This window comes from Marinobacter sp. BSs20148, assembly GCF_000283275.1.
Lineage (GTDB): Bacteria > Pseudomonadota > Gammaproteobacteria > Pseudomonadales > Oleiphilaceae > Marinobacter > Marinobacter psychrophilus.
The window spans coordinates 613,560-629,726 of the sequence record NC_018268.1 but is presented as its reverse complement, the minus strand read 5'-3'; the positions used below and the strand labels follow the sequence as shown (position 1 = coordinate 629,726).

General features: G+C 52.2%; 11 protein-coding genes, 7 tRNA genes and 3 rRNA genes. 1 reads left to right on the top strand and 20 read right to left on the bottom strand.

Annotation, left to right across the window (positions count from 1 at the left end; genetic code table 11):
- Positions 1 to 79 precede the first annotated feature (79 nt).
- From rplL to tyrS, 20 genes are all read right to left on the bottom strand, one after another.
- Complete coding sequence (gene rplL, locus MRBBS_RS02830; protein ID WP_014869917.1) at positions 80 to 451, bottom strand: 50S ribosomal protein L7/L12; 372 nt, start codon at positions 449 to 451, stop codon at positions 80 to 82.
- 39 nt (positions 452 to 490) lie between these two features.
- Positions 491 to 1,021: a 50S ribosomal protein L10 gene (rplJ, locus tag MRBBS_RS02825; RefSeq protein WP_014869916.1), complete on the bottom strand. Its 531-nt coding sequence runs from the start codon at positions 1,019 to 1,021 to the stop codon at positions 491 to 493.
- Between the two features lie 269 nt (positions 1,022 to 1,290).
- Positions 1,291 to 1,989: a 50S ribosomal protein L1 gene (rplA, locus tag MRBBS_RS02820; protein ID WP_014869915.1), complete on the bottom strand. Its 699-nt coding sequence runs from the start codon at positions 1,987 to 1,989 to the stop codon at positions 1,291 to 1,293.
- A gap of 1 nt (position 1,990) precedes the next feature.
- Positions 1,991 to 2,422 (bottom strand): 50S ribosomal protein L11, encoded by a 432-nt coding sequence (rplK, locus tag MRBBS_RS02815; RefSeq protein WP_014869914.1) that lies wholly within the window; start codon positions 2,420 to 2,422, stop codon positions 1,991 to 1,993.
- Positions 2,423 to 2,524: 102 nt separating this feature from the next.
- Positions 2,525 to 3,058, bottom strand: coding sequence for a transcription termination/antitermination protein NusG (nusG, locus tag MRBBS_RS02810; RefSeq protein ID WP_014869913.1), 534 nt, complete (start codon positions 3,056 to 3,058; stop codon positions 2,525 to 2,527).
- 12 nt (positions 3,059 to 3,070) lie between these two features.
- Positions 3,071 to 3,439 (bottom strand): preprotein translocase subunit SecE, encoded by a 369-nt coding sequence (secE, locus tag MRBBS_RS02805; protein WP_041635046.1) that lies wholly within the window; start codon positions 3,437 to 3,439, stop codon positions 3,071 to 3,073.
- 33 nt (positions 3,440 to 3,472) lie between these two features.
- Positions 3,473 to 3,548: transfer RNA gene (locus tag MRBBS_RS02800), tRNA-Trp, on the bottom strand.
- A gap of 52 nt (positions 3,549 to 3,600) precedes the next feature.
- On the bottom strand, positions 3,601 to 4,797 hold the full coding sequence (gene tuf, locus MRBBS_RS02795) for an elongation factor Tu (protein ID WP_014869911.1): 1,197 nt from the start codon (positions 4,795 to 4,797) through the stop codon (positions 3,601 to 3,603).
- Positions 4,798 to 4,846: 49 nt separating this feature from the next.
- Positions 4,847 to 4,922 (bottom strand) — tRNA-Thr (locus tag MRBBS_RS02790).
- 13 nt (positions 4,923 to 4,935) lie between these two features.
- Positions 4,936 to 5,010: transfer RNA gene (locus MRBBS_RS02785), tRNA-Gly, on the bottom strand.
- A 9-nt stretch (positions 5,011 to 5,019) separates the two neighbouring features.
- Positions 5,020 to 5,103 (bottom strand) — tRNA-Tyr (locus MRBBS_RS02780).
- 39 nt (positions 5,104 to 5,142) lie between these two features.
- Positions 5,143 to 5,218, bottom strand: a tRNA-Thr gene (locus MRBBS_RS02775).
- Positions 5,219 to 5,471: 253 nt separating this feature from the next.
- On the bottom strand, positions 5,472 to 6,215 hold the full coding sequence (locus MRBBS_RS02770) for a type III pantothenate kinase (RefSeq protein WP_014869910.1): 744 nt from the start codon (positions 6,213 to 6,215) through the stop codon (positions 5,472 to 5,474).
- Positions 6,212 to 7,177: a biotin--[acetyl-CoA-carboxylase] ligase gene (locus MRBBS_RS02765; protein ID WP_014869909.1), complete on the bottom strand. Its 966-nt coding sequence runs from the start codon at positions 7,175 to 7,177 to the stop codon at positions 6,212 to 6,214. Before MRBBS_RS02765 ends, MRBBS_RS02770 begins: the two co-directional genes overlap by 4 nt.
- A gap of 261 nt (positions 7,178 to 7,438) precedes the next feature.
- Positions 7,439 to 7,552, bottom strand: a 5S ribosomal RNA gene (gene rrf, locus MRBBS_RS02760).
- A 99-nt stretch (positions 7,553 to 7,651) separates the two neighbouring features.
- Positions 7,652 to 10,544 (bottom strand): 23S ribosomal RNA (locus tag MRBBS_RS02755).
- A 375-nt stretch (positions 10,545 to 10,919) separates the two neighbouring features.
- A tRNA-Ala gene (locus tag MRBBS_RS02750) sits at positions 10,920 to 10,995 on the bottom strand.
- A gap of 16 nt (positions 10,996 to 11,011) precedes the next feature.
- A tRNA-Ile gene (locus MRBBS_RS02745) sits at positions 11,012 to 11,088 on the bottom strand.
- A gap of 110 nt (positions 11,089 to 11,198) precedes the next feature.
- Positions 11,199 to 12,739 (bottom strand): 16S ribosomal RNA (locus tag MRBBS_RS02740).
- Together the 16S, 23S and 5S rRNA genes with 2 tRNA genes alongside form the textbook arrangement of a ribosomal RNA operon.
- Positions 12,740 to 13,226: 487 nt before the next feature.
- Positions 13,227 to 14,429, bottom strand: a complete 1,203-nt coding sequence (gene tyrS / locus MRBBS_RS02735) for a tyrosine--tRNA ligase (protein WP_014869908.1) — start codon at positions 14,427 to 14,429, stop codon at positions 13,227 to 13,229.
- A 302-nt stretch (positions 14,430 to 14,731) separates the two neighbouring features.
- On the opposite strand from tyrS, the gene MRBBS_RS02730 reads away from it, so the two are divergent.
- The gene (locus MRBBS_RS02730; RefSeq protein WP_014869907.1) at positions 14,732 to 16,165 is read left to right on the top strand and encodes an OapA family protein; all 1,434 of its coding nucleotides are present in this window, start codon (positions 14,732 to 14,734) and stop codon (positions 16,163 to 16,165) included.
- The last annotated feature ends 2 nt before the right edge of the window (positions 16,166 to 16,167 follow it).

Here is a 16,167-nt window from a genome sequence, read left to right as displayed (position 1 = left end):
ATACAACAGAAAAAGGCCGGTGGCTCACAAGCCACCAGCCTAACCATGCTAATGCATGGCGCCGATCAGAAACCGACTACTACTTAAGCTCAACAGAGGCGCCTGCATCCTCAAGCTTTTTCTTGGCTTCTTCGGCTTCGGCTTTGCTAGCGCCTTCCTTAATTGTAGAAGGAGCGCCGTCAACCATTTCCTTCGCTTCTTTCAGGCCCAGGCCTGTCAGCTCGCGAACGGCTTTGATAACGTTAACTTTCTTTTCGCCGATTCCGGTCAGTACTACGTCGAACTCGGTCTGCTCTTCAACAACTTCAGCAGCAGCGGCAGCAGGTGCAGCAGCAACAGCGGCGGCAGCAGAAACGCCGAATTTTTCTTCCATTGCTTCAACCAGAGCAACTACATCCATTACGCTCATTTCAGCAATTGCGTTCAAAATCTCTTCGTGGGACAGAGCCATGACTTTCTCCGAAAAATAATAAAATGGTGTTCAACAGAATCAAGCAGCTTCTTGCTTCTGGTCGCGAACTGCCGCTACTGCACGAGTTACTTTGGTTGGAACTTCGATCAAAGTACGTACAAGTTTGGTGATTGGTGCCTGTGTAACCGCTGCCAGCATAGTCAACGCTTCGTGACGCGTTGGTAGCTTTGCAAGGCGGTCAATCTGGTCTGCGCCCATAAAGATTCCGCCAACGGCAAGACCTTTAATTTCGAACGCTTCTTTTTCTTTGGCAAAATCTTTCAACAGACGCGCAGCGGCGCCTGGATCTTCCATTGAAAAAGCCAGAATGGTCGGGCCGACCAGGGCCTCGCCGATGCACTCAAACTCGGTGCCGCGAATGGCAATCTTAGCCAGATTGTTACGAACAACCTGCAGATGCACATTTTCAGCACGAGCTTTTGCACGCAGAGCCGTCATATCACCGGAGGTGACACCACGGTAGTCAGCCAGAACAACAGACAGAGCACCACCGGCAGTTTCGTTGACTTCAGCGACGATCGCTTTCTTGTCTTCGAGTCTAATTGCCACTGGATTTCTCCTCGATTTCGCCGGGAAAATCCCGGCAAACCCATCTATGCCCTCGAAAGCTTCTTCCCAACCTGCCTACTTTCTGTAGTGATTGCGATCCACTCTCTACGGGCTCCTAACGGTGTTTGGGTTCAGAGAACGTCTTCACACCGTCTGCGCAGGTATTGCTTTAACCCCTGTGACGCTTTCATAAAAGCAGCTTCGGGGGCCTGCGGTCTTTGACAGCCTTGGCTTCCGCCCAGACTACAAAGCAACTACCGATCAGACGCCTAGATATCCAGAGCGCTCTGATCAATAGTCAGGCCAGGCCCCATGGTCGAAGACAGTGTGATCTTCTTCAGATACACGCCTTTGGACGATGAAGGCTTAGCCTTTTTCAAATCTGCAATCAGAGCTTCCAGGTTTTCCTGAATGTTCTTCGCAGAAAACTCAACATTACCCAGTGGAGAATGGATAATACCGTTTTTGTCTGTGCGGTAACGAACCTGACCTGCTTTAGCGTTTTTAACCGCTGTAGCTACATCGGGGGTCACAGTACCTACCTTTGGGTTTGGCATAAGGCCACGGGGACCCAGGATCTGACCCAGCTGGCCCACGACGCGCATAGCGTCAGGACTGGCAATAACCACGTCAAAATCCATGTTGCCTTTTTTAATTTCATCGGCCAAATCATCCATACCGACAATGTCGGCGCCGGCTTCTTTGGCTTTCTCAACGTTAGCGCCCTGGGTGAACACAGCAACGCGAACTGTTTTACCGGTACCGTGCGGCAGAACCGTACTGCTACGGACGACCTGGTCGGATTTACGCGCATCTACACCCAGATTTACGGCAACGTCTACAGATTCTTTGAACTTAACGTGCTGACCCAACTCAACCAAAAGGGCGACCGCATCTTCCATAGAGTATGCACGGCCAGCTTCTATTTTTTCGTGAATCAACGTTTGACGCTTGCTTGGCTTTGCCATGTTACAGGCCCTCCACGGTCAGGCCCATACTGCGGGCTGTACCTGCAATGGTCCGAATCGCAGCATCCATAGTGGCGGCTGTCAGGTCCGGCTCTTTCATCTTCGCGATTTCTTCGAGCTGTTCGCGAGTTACTTTGCCAACTTTATCGGTGTTCGGGCGACCAGAACCGCTTTTCACGCCTGCCGCTTTGAGCAGCAGTACCGGCGCGGGCGGAGTTTTAGTGATGAACGTAAAGCTGCGATCGCTGTATACAGTGATCACGGTAGGAATAGGAAGACCCTGTTCCATATCCTGCGTCCTGGCGTTGAACGCCTTGCAGAATTCCATGATATTTACGCCGCGCTGACCCAGAGCCGGGCCAACGGGTGGGCTTGGGTTGGCCTTACCGGCAGCAACCTGTAGCTTGATATAGGCATCAATTTTCTTTGCCATTGTAACTCTCCTATGGGTTCAAACGCCTCTCAGCTCCCCGTTTGCAGACACAAAAAGCCCGCGACGCCATGGCGCGCGAGCTTTTATCTTATTGCTGCTAAATCAGTCTTTTTCTACCTGACCAAACTCCAGTTCAACCGGAGTGGATCGGCCAAAGATCAATACAGCAACCTTGACACGACTCTTGTCGTAATCAACTTCCTCAACAACGCCGTTGAAGTCCGCAAAAGGACCTTCAACGACACGAACAACTTCGCCTGGCTCAAACAGAGTTTTCGGCTTGGGCTTATCAGCACCGCTTTCAAGACGACGTAAAATCGCGTCGGCTTCTTTTTCCGTAATAGGTGCCGGCTTTTCTTTCGTACCGCCAATAAATCCAAGAACACGCGGCGTATTCTTCACAAGATGCCATGTTGCGTCTTCAAGTTCCATCTGGACCAATACGTATCCGGGATAGAATTTGCGTTCGCTTTTGCGCTTCTTGCCGTCACGCATTTCGACGACTTCCTCGGTCGGAACCAGGATCTCACCAAACTGCTCTTCCAGTCCGTTAAGAGCAATGCGCTCCTTCAGGGTGCGCATTACATGCTTTTCGAAGCCAGAATACGCATGTACCACGTACCAGCGCTTAGCCATTACCCACTCCCGTTAACCGATAAATCCGGCGACCAACAAACTGATTAGCGAGTCCATTATCCACAACATCAAAGCCACAACTAAAACAAACACAATCACGATGGCTGTTGTCTGTATGAGTTCCGGCCTTGTGGGCCAAACCACTTTGCGAATTTCAACACGCGCCTCTTTCAAAAGCGCCGCAAAGCGGCCACCGCGTGACGTTTGCACTGCGATAAAAGCAGCAATGGCAGCTAATACCACTAATGCAATCACGCGATAGAGCAAAGACTCAGCAGCAAAATACTGATTACCAACCACGCCAACCGTGACCAGCAAAAACACTACAAGCCACTTTACAACATCTAAGCGGCTGCTTGACTGAACAGATCTTGACTCCATAGGAATCAACTTATGTATTTAGATGTTAAAAAATGGCAGGCCAGGAGGGAATCGAACCCCCAACCTGCGGTTTTGGAGACCGCTGCTCTGCCAATTGAGCTACTGGCCTGCACCGGAACTACTCAGTGCACTTTCACCCCAGTAACACCCTAACTCGGGTATTACTCGAGAATCTTGGCGACAACACCGGCGCCTACAGTACGCCCGCCTTCGCGAATCGCGAAGCGCAGACCATCTTCCATGGCGATCGGAGCAATCAAAGTCACTTCCATCTTCACGTTATCACCTGGCATAACCATTTCTACGCCTTCTGGCAATTCACAAGCACCGGTTACGTCGGTGGTACGGAAGTAGAACTGTGGGCGATAGCCCTTGAAGAACGGCGTATGACGGCCGCCTTCGTTTTTGCTCAGTACATACACTTCGCACTCAAACTTGGTGTGCGGCTTCATGCTGCCTGGCTTACACAGAACCTGACCACGCTCAACGTCATCACGCTTGGTGCCGCGCAACAGTACACCAACGTTCTCGCCTGCACGACCTTCGTCCAGCAGCTTACGGAACATTTCAACGCCGGTGCAAACCGTTTTGACCGTGTCTTTGAGACCAACGATTTCTACTTCTTCACCAATCTTGACAATACCGCGCTCTATACGACCGGTTACAACTGTACCACGGCCAGAGATAGAGAATACGTCTTCAATAGGCATCAGGAACGGCAGATTAATCGCACGCTCAGGCTCAGGGATGTACGAATCCAGCGCTTCTACCAGCTTACGAACAGCGGTAGTGCCCATTTCGTTGTCATCACGACCTTCCAGAGCCATCAACGCAGAACCGGTGATGATCGGAGTGTCGTCAGCCGGGAAGTCGTACATTTCCAGCAGATCTCGAACTTCCATTTCTACCAGCTCAAGCAGCTCTTCATCGTCAACCATGTCCGCTTTGTTCAGGAACACGACGATGTAAGGAACGCCTACCTGACGTGACAGCAGGATGTGCTCGCGGGTCTGCGGCATAGGGCCGTCAGCAGCGGAACAAACCAGGATAGCACCGTCCATCTGCGCCGCACCGGTGATCATGTTTTTCACATAGTCAGCGTGGCCCGGGCAATCTACGTGTGCGTAGTGACGGTTCGGGGAATCGTACTCAACGTGAGACGTCGCAATGGTAATACCACGCGCACGCTCTTCAGGAGCATTGTCGATCTGGTCAAAGGCACTTGCGGTGCCCGTTCCCCATACATCGTGGCATACACGAGTCAGGGCAGCTGTCAGGGTGGTCTTACCATGGTCAACGTGACCAATGGTGCCCACGTTCAAGTGTGGCTTCTTACGTTCGAATTTAGATTTAGACATCTGACAAACTCCCTAATCAACCAGGACCGTAACGTTGACCGGTAAATAATGGAGCTCATGAGCGGAGTCGAACCGCTGACCTCATCCTTACCAAGGATGTGCTCTACCGACTGAGCTACATGAGCACAAGAACTAAATTGGAGCGGGCAGTGGGAATCGAACCCACATCATCAGCTTGGAAGGCTGAGGTAATAGCCTTTATACGATGCCCGCGAACAATAATGGTGGAGGGGGCAGGATTCGAACCTGCGAAGCTTTCGCGTCAGATTTACAGTCTGATCCCTTTGGCCACTCGGGAACCCCTCCGAGCTAAATCCGCTACGCGGACCTGCATAAACTTTAAAATGGAGCTGGCGGACGGAATCGAACCCCCGACCTGCTGATTACAAGTCAGCTGCTCTACCAACTGAGCTACGCCAGCCCACACTCGCCTTAACAACGAGGCCGGTATATTACGGATTATCTTTTGGTTTTGCAACACCTTGGCACTTATTGAACGCAACAAAGTGGATTTACCAAGAGCAATTCGTTATGACCGGAGAGGCGGCTCAACAACTGAGTACAGCCTCACTCAAAACGAGGGGCGTAGCTTAGCCGAAATCACCACACTGTTGCCACCCTTGACGGACGTTTCCACGATTTTTTTAAACCTTTAATGCGTTTACACTCCTCGACTAACCGTAAAACCGCTCGCGATGGACTTTCGCCAGACCATCAAGCACCAGTTCCGGTTCTATCTCCCCTTGCAAGCCTAGGCGCTGGAGTCTTAAGGCATCGCCGCCGGTCAGCACCAGATCGCGCAGGCCATAACTCTGTATGTCTGCTAACACCCGATCTGAAAAGGCAGCACTTAACCAGGCCAACCCGTGATTGACGCACTCGTTGGTCGACAGCCCCGGCCGGCTTTCTAGGCTGAGCTCTGACTCAAAATCAATACGCGCGGCATCGCTGCTCAAGCTACGCAACATCATTTGCAAGCCAGGAAGTATGTAACCACCTAAATGGTGGCCGTCTGCAGCTACATAATCGACAGTCACCGCACTACCCGCGTCGACGACCGCAAAGCCTTGCCGACGCCTCTGCCAGGCGGCGTACATACCATGCCAACGGTCAGCACCCATCTTTGCTGGTTGCTGATAACCATTAACCAACCCATCGCGCTCACGCTCGGACCAGTAACAGGTCACCGGGGCAGTAAACCGCGATTTCAGAGCCGCTACGAGGTTGTGCTGGCGCTGCTCGGAGGCAACGGTTGAGACTGCCACGGACATTACCCGCGAACCTTTGGGCAAGCACAGCGTCTGCAATGGATCTGCGTCGGTTAAAAGACCAACGCCCTGTACTAGCACCTCGGCACTTTTCTGACGCTCAAGCCGCCATTTCAGGCGAGTATTGCCGGAATCAATAAGCAGTATCACGAGGCGAATCGCAAGCTAATTTCACCAGAACGTACAGCGACATCGCCTTCAATTGTGCGTAGAACATAGTTACCACTGTGATCGATGCCCTGCCCAACGCCTTGTAGTTCGCCATCACGGGCCATGATCTGACGACTAAAGAATACATCTCGAGACTGCCAGGAACTTCGAAAGCCAGCAAAGCCAACACTTTGGAATTTGTCACTAGCATCTGCAATACTCGTGATCAGCGTACTTACGAGTGTATTACGGCTCCAAGTCAATTGCGGTCGCGCAAGCGCGAGACTGGTCCAGGCCTGCTCAATAGCAGGCGCTGCGGTCATGTGCACATTCAAACCGAGACCCACAATCGCGTGTACAACGCCGTCCTGCAGCTCACCCTGAAGCTCAACAAGAATGCCGCCAACCTTGGCTCCGTCAATGAAAATGTCGTTAGGCCACTTTAACCCTACTGGCGCAGCTCCAAGGCACTCCAGTGCATCTGCCACTGCCACGCCCAGTACCAGACTGAGACCATCCACCGCAGAAAACCCGCCGGACAACGACAAACCCATACTCAGATAGATATTCTCGCCCGCCGGACTACACCAGGGCTGACCGCGACGACCACGGCCGGCGGTCTGGGTTTCGGCAGTGACCACAGGCGTTGCACACTCACCTCTGGCCAGCAGGCGCATCACTTCTGCGTTTGTTGAGTCAATTTCATCGACCACGCTTAACGCCAGCGGCCGCGAGCTAGCAGACTCGACGTTTTTCACGATGATTTCCTGATCCAGAAAATCCACAGGGCTTGCTAACTGATAGCCATGGCCACGCACGGTTCGTATGTTAAAACCCTCTTTCAACGCTCGCTGTATTATTTTCCATATCGCAGTGCGACTAACGCCGAACTCGGTGGCCAATGACTGCCCGGAATGGATCTTGCCGTCATTCAAACGAGTTATCAATACCTTGGCTTTCATTCAGGGGCGCCCGTGTCAATGACTAAGCGCTGGATTAAACACTAAATCCGCACCAATTTAAAGCTTACGTATGACCTTAGAATTGGCGAATCACCAAGCGAGAACGCATTTCACCAGGGGACAGATTTGAAATCTGTTCCCTGGTATGCCTCTTAGCCTGGAACCGGTGACCCATCGAGAACGGATTAGACCTTCGCCCGCTGTATTTCAGGCAAAAAAAAGCCCCGACGGCATGAGCTATCGGGGCAATTAGCAATAAGAGTCTGACGATGACCTACTCTCACATGGGCGAACCACACTACCATCGGCGCAGGCCTGTTTCACTTCTGAGTTCGAGATGGGATCAGGTGGTACCAGGCCGCTATGGTCGTCAGACAAAACGGTTGATCACTGGGGGATGAGATAGAACGTTGGCTTTAAGGGCCGTGATAATGATTTTTTCGCTGCGATATCCGCAATTGTCTTGGGTGTTATATAGTCAAGCCGCACGAGCAATTAGTATTGGTTAGCTCAACGCCTCGCAGCGCTTACACACCCAACCTATCAACGTCCTGGTCTTGAACGGCTCTTCAGGGGCCTCTAGGGCCCAGGGAGATCTCATCTTGGAAGGGGCTTCCCGCTTAGATGCTTTCAGCGGTTATCCTATCCGAACATAGCTACCGGGCAATGCCACTGGCGTGACAACCCGAACACCAGAGGTTCGTCCACTCCGGTCCTCTCGTACTAGGAGCAGCTTTCCTCAAATCTCCAACGTCCACGGCAGATAGGGACCGAACTGTCTCACGACGTTCTAAACCCAGCTCGCGTACCACTTTAAATGGCGAACAGCCATACCCTTGGGACCGGCTTCAGCCCCAGGATGTGATGAGCCGACATCGAGGTGCCAAACACCGCCGTCGATGTGAACTCTTGGGCGGTATCAGCCTGTTATCCCCGGAGTACCTTTTATCCGTTGAGCGATGGCCCTTCCATACAGAACCACCGGATCACTATGACCTACTTTCGTACCTGCTCGACGTGTCTGTCTCGCAGTCAAGCGGGCTTGTGCCATTACACTAACCGTACGATGTCCGACCGTACTTAGCCCACCTTTGTGCTCCTCCGTTACGCTTTAGGAGGAGACCGCCCCAGTCAAACTACCCACCACACAGTGTCCTCATCCCCGATAAGGGGACAGAGTTAGAACCTCAAACATGCCAGGCTGGTATTTCAAGGTTGGCTCCACGCAAACTAGCGTTCACGCTTCAATGCCTCCCAGCTATCCTACACAAACATGTTCAAAGTTCACTGTGAAGCTATAGTAAAGGTTCACGGGGTCTTTCCGTCTAGCCGCGGATACACCGCATCTTCACGGCGATTTCAATTTCACTGAGTCTCGGGTAGAGACAGCGCCCCCATCGTTACGCCATTCGTGCAGGTCGGAACTTACCCGACAAGGAATTTCGCTACCTTAGGACCGTTATAGTTACGGCCGCCGTTTACCGGGGCTTCGATCAAGAGCTTCGCACGAATGCTAACCCCATCAATTAACCTTCCGGCACCGGGCAGGCGTCACACCGTATACGTCCACTTTCGTGTTTGCACAGTGCTGTGTTTTTAATAAACAGTCGCAGGGGCCTGGTATCTTCGACTGGCTTCTGCTCAACCCGCAAGGGGTGTCACATACCACCAGCGTGCCTTCTCCCGAAGTTACGGCACCATTTTGCCTAGTTCCTTTACCCGAGTTCTCTCAAGCGCCTTGGTATTCTCTACCTGACCACCTGTGTCGGTTTGGGGTACGGTCTCAAATCACCTGAAGCTTAGAAGATTTTCCTGGAAGCATGGCATCAATAACTTCCCGCCACATGGGCAGTCGTCATCACGTCTCAGAATTGAGGACCCGGATTTGCCTAAGTCCCCTCCCTACACGCTTAAACCGGGACGACCGTCGCCCGGCTTACCTAGCCTTCTCCGTCTCTCCATCGCAGTGATTCAAGGTACGGGAATATTAACCCGTCTCCCATCGATTACACCTTTCGGTCTCACCTTAGGGGCCGACTCACCCTGCGCCGATTAGCGTTGCGCAGGAACCCTTGGTCTTCCGGCGTGCGAGTTTTTCACTCGCATTGTCGTTACTCATGTCAGCATTCGCACTTCTGATACCTCCAGCAAGCTTCTCAACTCACCTTCGCAGGCTTACAGAACGCTCCCCTACCCCGCATACAAAGTATGCAGCCGCAGCTTCGGTATCCAGTTTGAGCCCCGTTACATCTTCCGCGCAGGCCGACTCGACTAGTGAGCTATTACGCTTTCTTTAAAGGATGGCTGCTTCTAAGCCAACCTCCTAGCTGTCTGAGCCTTCCCACATCGTTTCCCACTTAACTGGAATTTTGGGACCTTAGCTGGCGGTCTGGGTTGTTTCCCTCTTCACGACGGACGTTAGCACCCGCCGTGTGTCTCCCGGATAGTACTCACAGGTATTCGGAGTTTGCATCGGGTTGGTAAGTCGGGATGACCCCCTAGCCGAAACAGTGCTCTACCCCCTGTGGTATTCGTCCGAGGCGCTACCTAAATAGCTTTCGGGGAGAACCAGCTATCTCCGGGCTTGATTAGCCTTTCACTCCGATCCACAAGTCATCCCCTGGCTTTTCAACGACAGTGGGTTCGGTCCTCCAGTTGATGTTACTCAACCTTCAACCTGCTCATGGATAGATCGCCCGGTTTCGGGTCTATGCCCAGCGACTAAATCGCCCTATTCAGACTCGGTTTCCCTACGGCTCCCCTAAACGGTTAACCTCGCCACTGAACATAAGTCGCTGACCCATTATACAAAAGGTACGCCGTCACAGAACAAGTCTGCTCCGACTGCTTGTACGCATACGGTTTCAGGATCTATTTCACTCCCCTCACAGGGGTTCTTTTCGCCTTTCCCTCACGGTACTGGTTCACTATCGGTCAGTCAGGAGTATTTAGCCTTGGAGGATGGTCCCCCCATATTCAGACAAGGTTTCTCGTGCCCCGTCCTACTCGATTTCACTAGACTCAGGTTTCGGATACAGGGCTATCACCCACTATGGCGGCACTTTCCAGAGCCTTCTCCTACCAGTTGTCTAGCTTAAGGGCTAGTCCCCGTTCGCTCGCCGCTACTTAGGGAATCTCGGTTGATTTCTTTTCCTCGGGGTACTTAGATGTTTCAGTTCTCCCGGTTCGCCTCTTACACCTATGTATTCAGTGTAAGATACCCAGCCTAAACTGGGTGGGTTTCCCCATTCAGAAATGTCCGGATCACAGCTCGTTTGCCAGCTCCCCGAACCTTATCGCAGGCTTCCACGTCTTTCATCGCCTCTGACTGCCTAGGCATCCACCGTATGCGCTTAGTTGCTTGACTATATAACCCCAAGACAACTGATCACCAATGACACAAGCCCACCGCCGCTCAACCGAAGTCGAACAGGAGTGTTCCAGGGAACATTAGAGACCGTCACTCGAAGTTATAAACAACCACTTCAACGACAACACCGGATAACGCTTGAAAAAATCGTTATCACTTGAACACTTTCCTCAAAGACCGTAGAGAAAAGTATTCGTGTTCTATCTCATCCAATTTGTTAAAGAGCAAATCTGACCCAGTGATCAGAAAGAAGAACTTCAGACTTAGCGGACGCTAAACTGAAATACTTTTTTCTGTACACTGACCGAAGTCAGGACATTCAGGGTTCTCAGGGTTCTCAGGGTTTTCAGGTTATTCAGACCATTTGTATAATGGTGGAGCTAAGCAGGATCGAACTGCTGACCTCCTGCGTGCAAGGCAGGCGCTCTCCCAGCTGAGCTATAGCCCCAAAAGCTATGCAAGTCTGGTGGGTCTGGGTGGAGTTGAACCACCGACCTCACCCTTATCAGGGGTGCGCTCTAACCAACTGAGCTACAGACCCGGTTTCGCTTGTTTTTCAACAAGACCGCTGGGCCTGAAAGACCCTTTGCTCTCTTTAATTAATCAACCAAGTAATTCGTGTGGACTCTGACCGAAGCGTTCGGCATCGTTTAAGGAGGTGATCCAGCCCCAGGTTCCCCTAGGGCTACCTTGTTACGACTTCACCCCAGTCATGAACCACACCGTGGTAATCGTCCTCCCGAAGGTTAGACTAACTACTTCTGGTGCAATCCACTCCCATGGTGTGACGGGCGGTGTGTACAAGGCCCGGGAACGTATTCACCGTGACATTCTGATTCACGATTACTAGCGATTCCGACTTCACGGAGTCGAGTTGCAGACTCCGATCCGGACTACGACGCGTTTTGTGAGATTGGCTCCCCCTCGCGGGTTTGCAGCCCTCTGTGCGCGCCATTGTAGCACGTGTGTAGCCCTGGCCGTAAGGGCCATGATGACCTGACGTCATCCCCACCTTCCTCCGGTTTGTCACCGGCAGTCTCCCTAGAGTTCTCAGCATTACCTGCTAGCAACTAGGGATAGGGGTTGCGCTCGTTACGGGACTTAACCCAACATCTCACGACACGAGCTGACGACGGCCATGCAGCACCTGTGTCAGAGTTCCCGAAGGCACCGATCCATCTCTGGAAAGTTCTCTGCATGTCAAGGCCAGGTAAGGTTCTTCGCGTTGCGTCGAATTAAACCACATGCTCCACCGCTTGTGCGGGCCCCCGTCAATTCATTTGAGTTTTAACCTTGCGGCCGTACTCCCCAGGCGGTCAACTTAGTGCGTTAGCTGCGCCACTAAGGATTCAAGATCCCCAACGGCTAGTTGACATCGTTTACGGCGTGGACTACCAGGGTATCTAATCCTGTTTGCTCCCCACGCTTTCGCACCTCAGTGTCAGTGTTGGTCCAGGTAGCCGCCTTCGCCACTGGTGTTCCTTCCTATATCTACGCATTTCACCGCTACACAGGAAATTCCACTACCCTCTACCACACTCTAGCCATGCAGTTCGAAGTGCCGTTCCCAGGTTGAGCCCGGGGCTTTCACATCTCGCTTACATAACCACCTACGCGCGCTTTACGCCCAGTAATTCCGATTAACGCTTGCACCCTCCGTATTACCGCGGCTGCTGGCACGGAGTTAGCCGGTGCTTCTTCTGCGAGTGACGTCAATCCTCAAGAGTATTAATCTTAAGGCCTTCCTCCTCGCTGAAAGTGCTTTACAACCCGAAAGCCTTCTTCACACACGCGGCATGGCTGGATCAGGCTTGCGCCCATTGTCCAATATTCCCCACTGCTGCCTCCCGTAGGAGTTCGGGCCGTGTCTCAGTCCCGATGTGGCTGATCATCCTCTCAGACCAGCTACGGATCGTCGCCTTGGTAGGCCATTACCCCACCAACAAGCTAATCCGACTTAGGCTCATCTAATAGCGCAAGGTCCGAAGATCCCCTGCTTTCCCCCGTAGGGCGTATGCGGTATTAATCCGAGTTTCCCCGGGCTATCCCCCACTACTAGGCAGATTCCTAAGCATTACTCACCCGTCCGCCGCTCGACGCCTGGTAGCAAGCTACCATCGTTTCCGCCCGACTTGCATGTGTTAAGCCTGCCGCCAGCGTTCAATCTGAGCCATGATCAAACTCTTCAGTTTAAATCATACAAGATCCGAAGATCTTAAATCTGCTCAAGTACAAAAACTCAATTCTTGACGAGTCGTTGACTTGGTATTTCTTACCGAAATACTCCAGTCAGCGCCCACACGAATTACTTGGTTAATTTTTTAAAGAGCGTTTGAGCCGTGACTCAATCAGGAGGCGAATTATACATCGTTTCGCTGTCCTGTCAACCGTTTCTTTCGAGCCGCTCCGGAAGATCTTCCTTCCAAAACCGCCGAATCAACCGGCTGATAATGCTTGATTCGAGAGGCGCATTCTACAGCGTATCCGAACCGTGTCAACCGTTTTCGCGTTCAAAGTTTAAATCAGATTTCCTAAACTTTTCAACGTCTTACCAAACAGTTCTCGCTTAATTCCTGCCCCTCTGTAACCGGCTGTCCCTCAAGCGAGATGCGCATTCTACAGACTTCTCGGTACACGTCAACGGCGAATGTGAAAAAAGTTCAAATCCCCGTCATCGGCCTATTTCACCATAGTAATACGCGCAACCTTCTTCTTGCCAGCCTGGATAACACAGGTGTCGCCTTCGGCAAACATTCTGTCACCCTCTAGCTTTACGCCATCTATAAAGACGGCACCGCGGCCCAACACATCCCGCGCTGCTGCGCCGTTCTTGACCAATCCGGCCATACGCAGCACCGTACCGATTGCCAACTGTTCCTGCCCCTCCAGCGCAACGCTTACCTCGGGCACGTTGTCAGGTATTTCGCCTAACGCCACACGGTTGCCCGCAGACTTGTGAGCAGTCTTCGCAGCGTCTTCATTATGGAAGCGCGTAATCAGCTCTTCTGCCAGCAGCTTTTTATAGTCCTGCGGGTTAGCTCCGGAACTTACTTGGGCCTGAAACTCTTCTACTTCAGCCAAAGGCCGGAAGCTCAGCAATTCAAAGTAACGCCATAACAGCTCATCAGGTACCGAAAGTAGCTTAGTATACATTTCACCAGGCGCGTCATTCACACCTACATAGTTGCCCAACGACTTGGACATCTTTTGCACCCCATCCAGACCCTCAAGAATGGGCACCGTCAATATAACTTGCGGTTTCTGACCGTAGTTCTTCTGCAACGCCCGCCCCATCAGCAGGTTAAATTTCTGATCGGTGCCGCCGAGTTCGACGTCTGCCTTTAGGGCAACCGAATCGTATCCCTGAATGAGCGGGTATAGAAATTCGTGTATCGCAATCGGCTGACCACCGGTGTAACGCTTGTCAAAATCGTCGCGTTCGAGCATGCGAGCTACTGTGTACTGCCCCGCCAAAGCAATCATGTCGGCGGCGCTCATTTTGCTCATCCATTCAGAATTAAAAGCAACGCGGGTTTTGGCGGGATCCAGAATTTTGAACACCTGCTCTTTATAGCTAACCGCATTAGCCGCTACCTGCTCACTGGTCAGCGGCGGCCGGGTAGCACTCTTGCCCGACGGGTCGCCAATCATACCGGTGAAGTCTCCGATCAGGAAAATGACTTCGTGACCCAAATCCTGGAACTGGCGCAGCTTGTTAATAAGCACCGTGTGGCCAAGGTGAAGATCAGGCGCAGTGGGATCAAAACCAGCCTTAATACGCAGCGGGCGCCCTTCTTTAAGTTTGGCGACTAACTCCTCCTCGGGAATTAGCTCGTCGATACCACGCTTAATAAGCGCTAGCGATTCATCAATTGATGCCATGAACACCCCACCTCATAATTTGACTTGAAACAGTTCCAGTTCACAGAGTTTGATAACAACCCTGCCTATTCGCCGCGACTTTGCTAAGATACCGTTGTTCAGTTTTTAACCATCGCTGAGTCGTCGTGGCGACGCATTATAACAATCGCGCTCCGAGAAATCCGCGCAACAAACACCGCAACTGTAATGTTGACGTCTGTTGCCGATGATTCTTATACGGTAATCTATCAGGCAGACTATTAAAATCAGATTTAATACAGCGGCACAAGCTGCCGAAATATCGACTTAAACGGGTGAAATACGTGTTCAAAACATTCCCCAAGACCCACATTACCATCGCAGCAGCAGCCACCGTTGTTGTTACCACTGCCATGCTGATGAGCCCGAGTGCAGATGTAGAAGCCAAGCGCATGTCCATCACGCTTGATCTTGAATCGGGCGCAGCCACTACCGTTGTTACTACTCCTCCTGCGCTACCAGCATCGTTAGTGCCTGGGGCACAAGCAAAAGCAACCCAAGCATCGAACACCGCAACCAACGTAAATTCAAACCTGACAACTGCCGTCGCGCCTTCGACCGAGCTTGTAGCCGAAGCCCTTCTCCCTGGCCCGGGCAAGCCGACCATAGACGTGCAATCGTTTGATGTTCGTTCGGGTGACACTTTGTCGTCTCTATTCAAAAAAGCCGGCTTTAATGATGGCATTATGCTGTCGGTTATTCATGGAACAGGCGAAGCCAAGAAACTGCAGCGCCTTTACGCCGGCGAGACCCTCCGTTTTGCCACAGATTCTGAAGGATCCCTTGCCGGCGTCGAGCTGCAGCGAAGCAAATTGGAAAGCCTAAGCATTACCCACGGTGAAGACGGGTTCATTGGCAAAAAGGTAGTTCGCGAGCCTGAAGTGCAAACAGCGTTTGCTAGTGGCACCATCGATGGATCCCTTTACCTGGCCGCCCGCGCTGCCGGTATGGACGACCGGCTGACCATGGAAATGGCCGGCATTTTTGGCTGGGACATCGATTTTGTATACGACGTGCGCAAAGGCGATCGCTTTGAAGTGGTGTACGAAGAGCTGTATCTAGACGGCGAGAAGTTTGGCAGCGGACGCATCCTGTCGGCGAACTTCGTTAACCGCGGCGAAGACAACATCGCCATGCTGTACACAGACGCTCAGGGTGAAACCGATTACTACAGCCCCACTGGCAGCAGTATGCGCAAAGCCTTTTTGCGCGTGCCGCTAAACGCCCGGGTTTCATCACCCTTTAATTTACAGCGTCGGCATCCAGTGTTAGATGTCGTCAGGCCTCACGAAGGCACCGACTATGCAGCCCCCCCAGGAACACCCATTAAAGCGGTAGGCAACGGCCGGATCAAATTTGCCGGCTGGAAAGGCGGTTACGGCCGTACGGTTGTGTTGTCACACGGCGATAATATTACAACGCTTTATGCCCACATGAGCAAACTTGGCAGAGGCATCAAAAATGGCGGGCGAGTTAAGCAAGGTGAAACCATCGGTTACGTTGGCTCTTCCGGCATGGTCACAGGCCCGCACTTGCACTATGAATTCCGGGTTAACGGTGCACCGCGCAACTCACGCACCGTTAAGTTGCCAGACGCCAAGCCTATTCCAAAAACCGAACTGGCCCGCTTCAAGAAATTCACGCAGCAACAGCTGGCACAGCTAGACGATTTGCGCGGTAATGAAAAACTGCCTTTGACTCTGGCTTCAGGGAAGTAAAC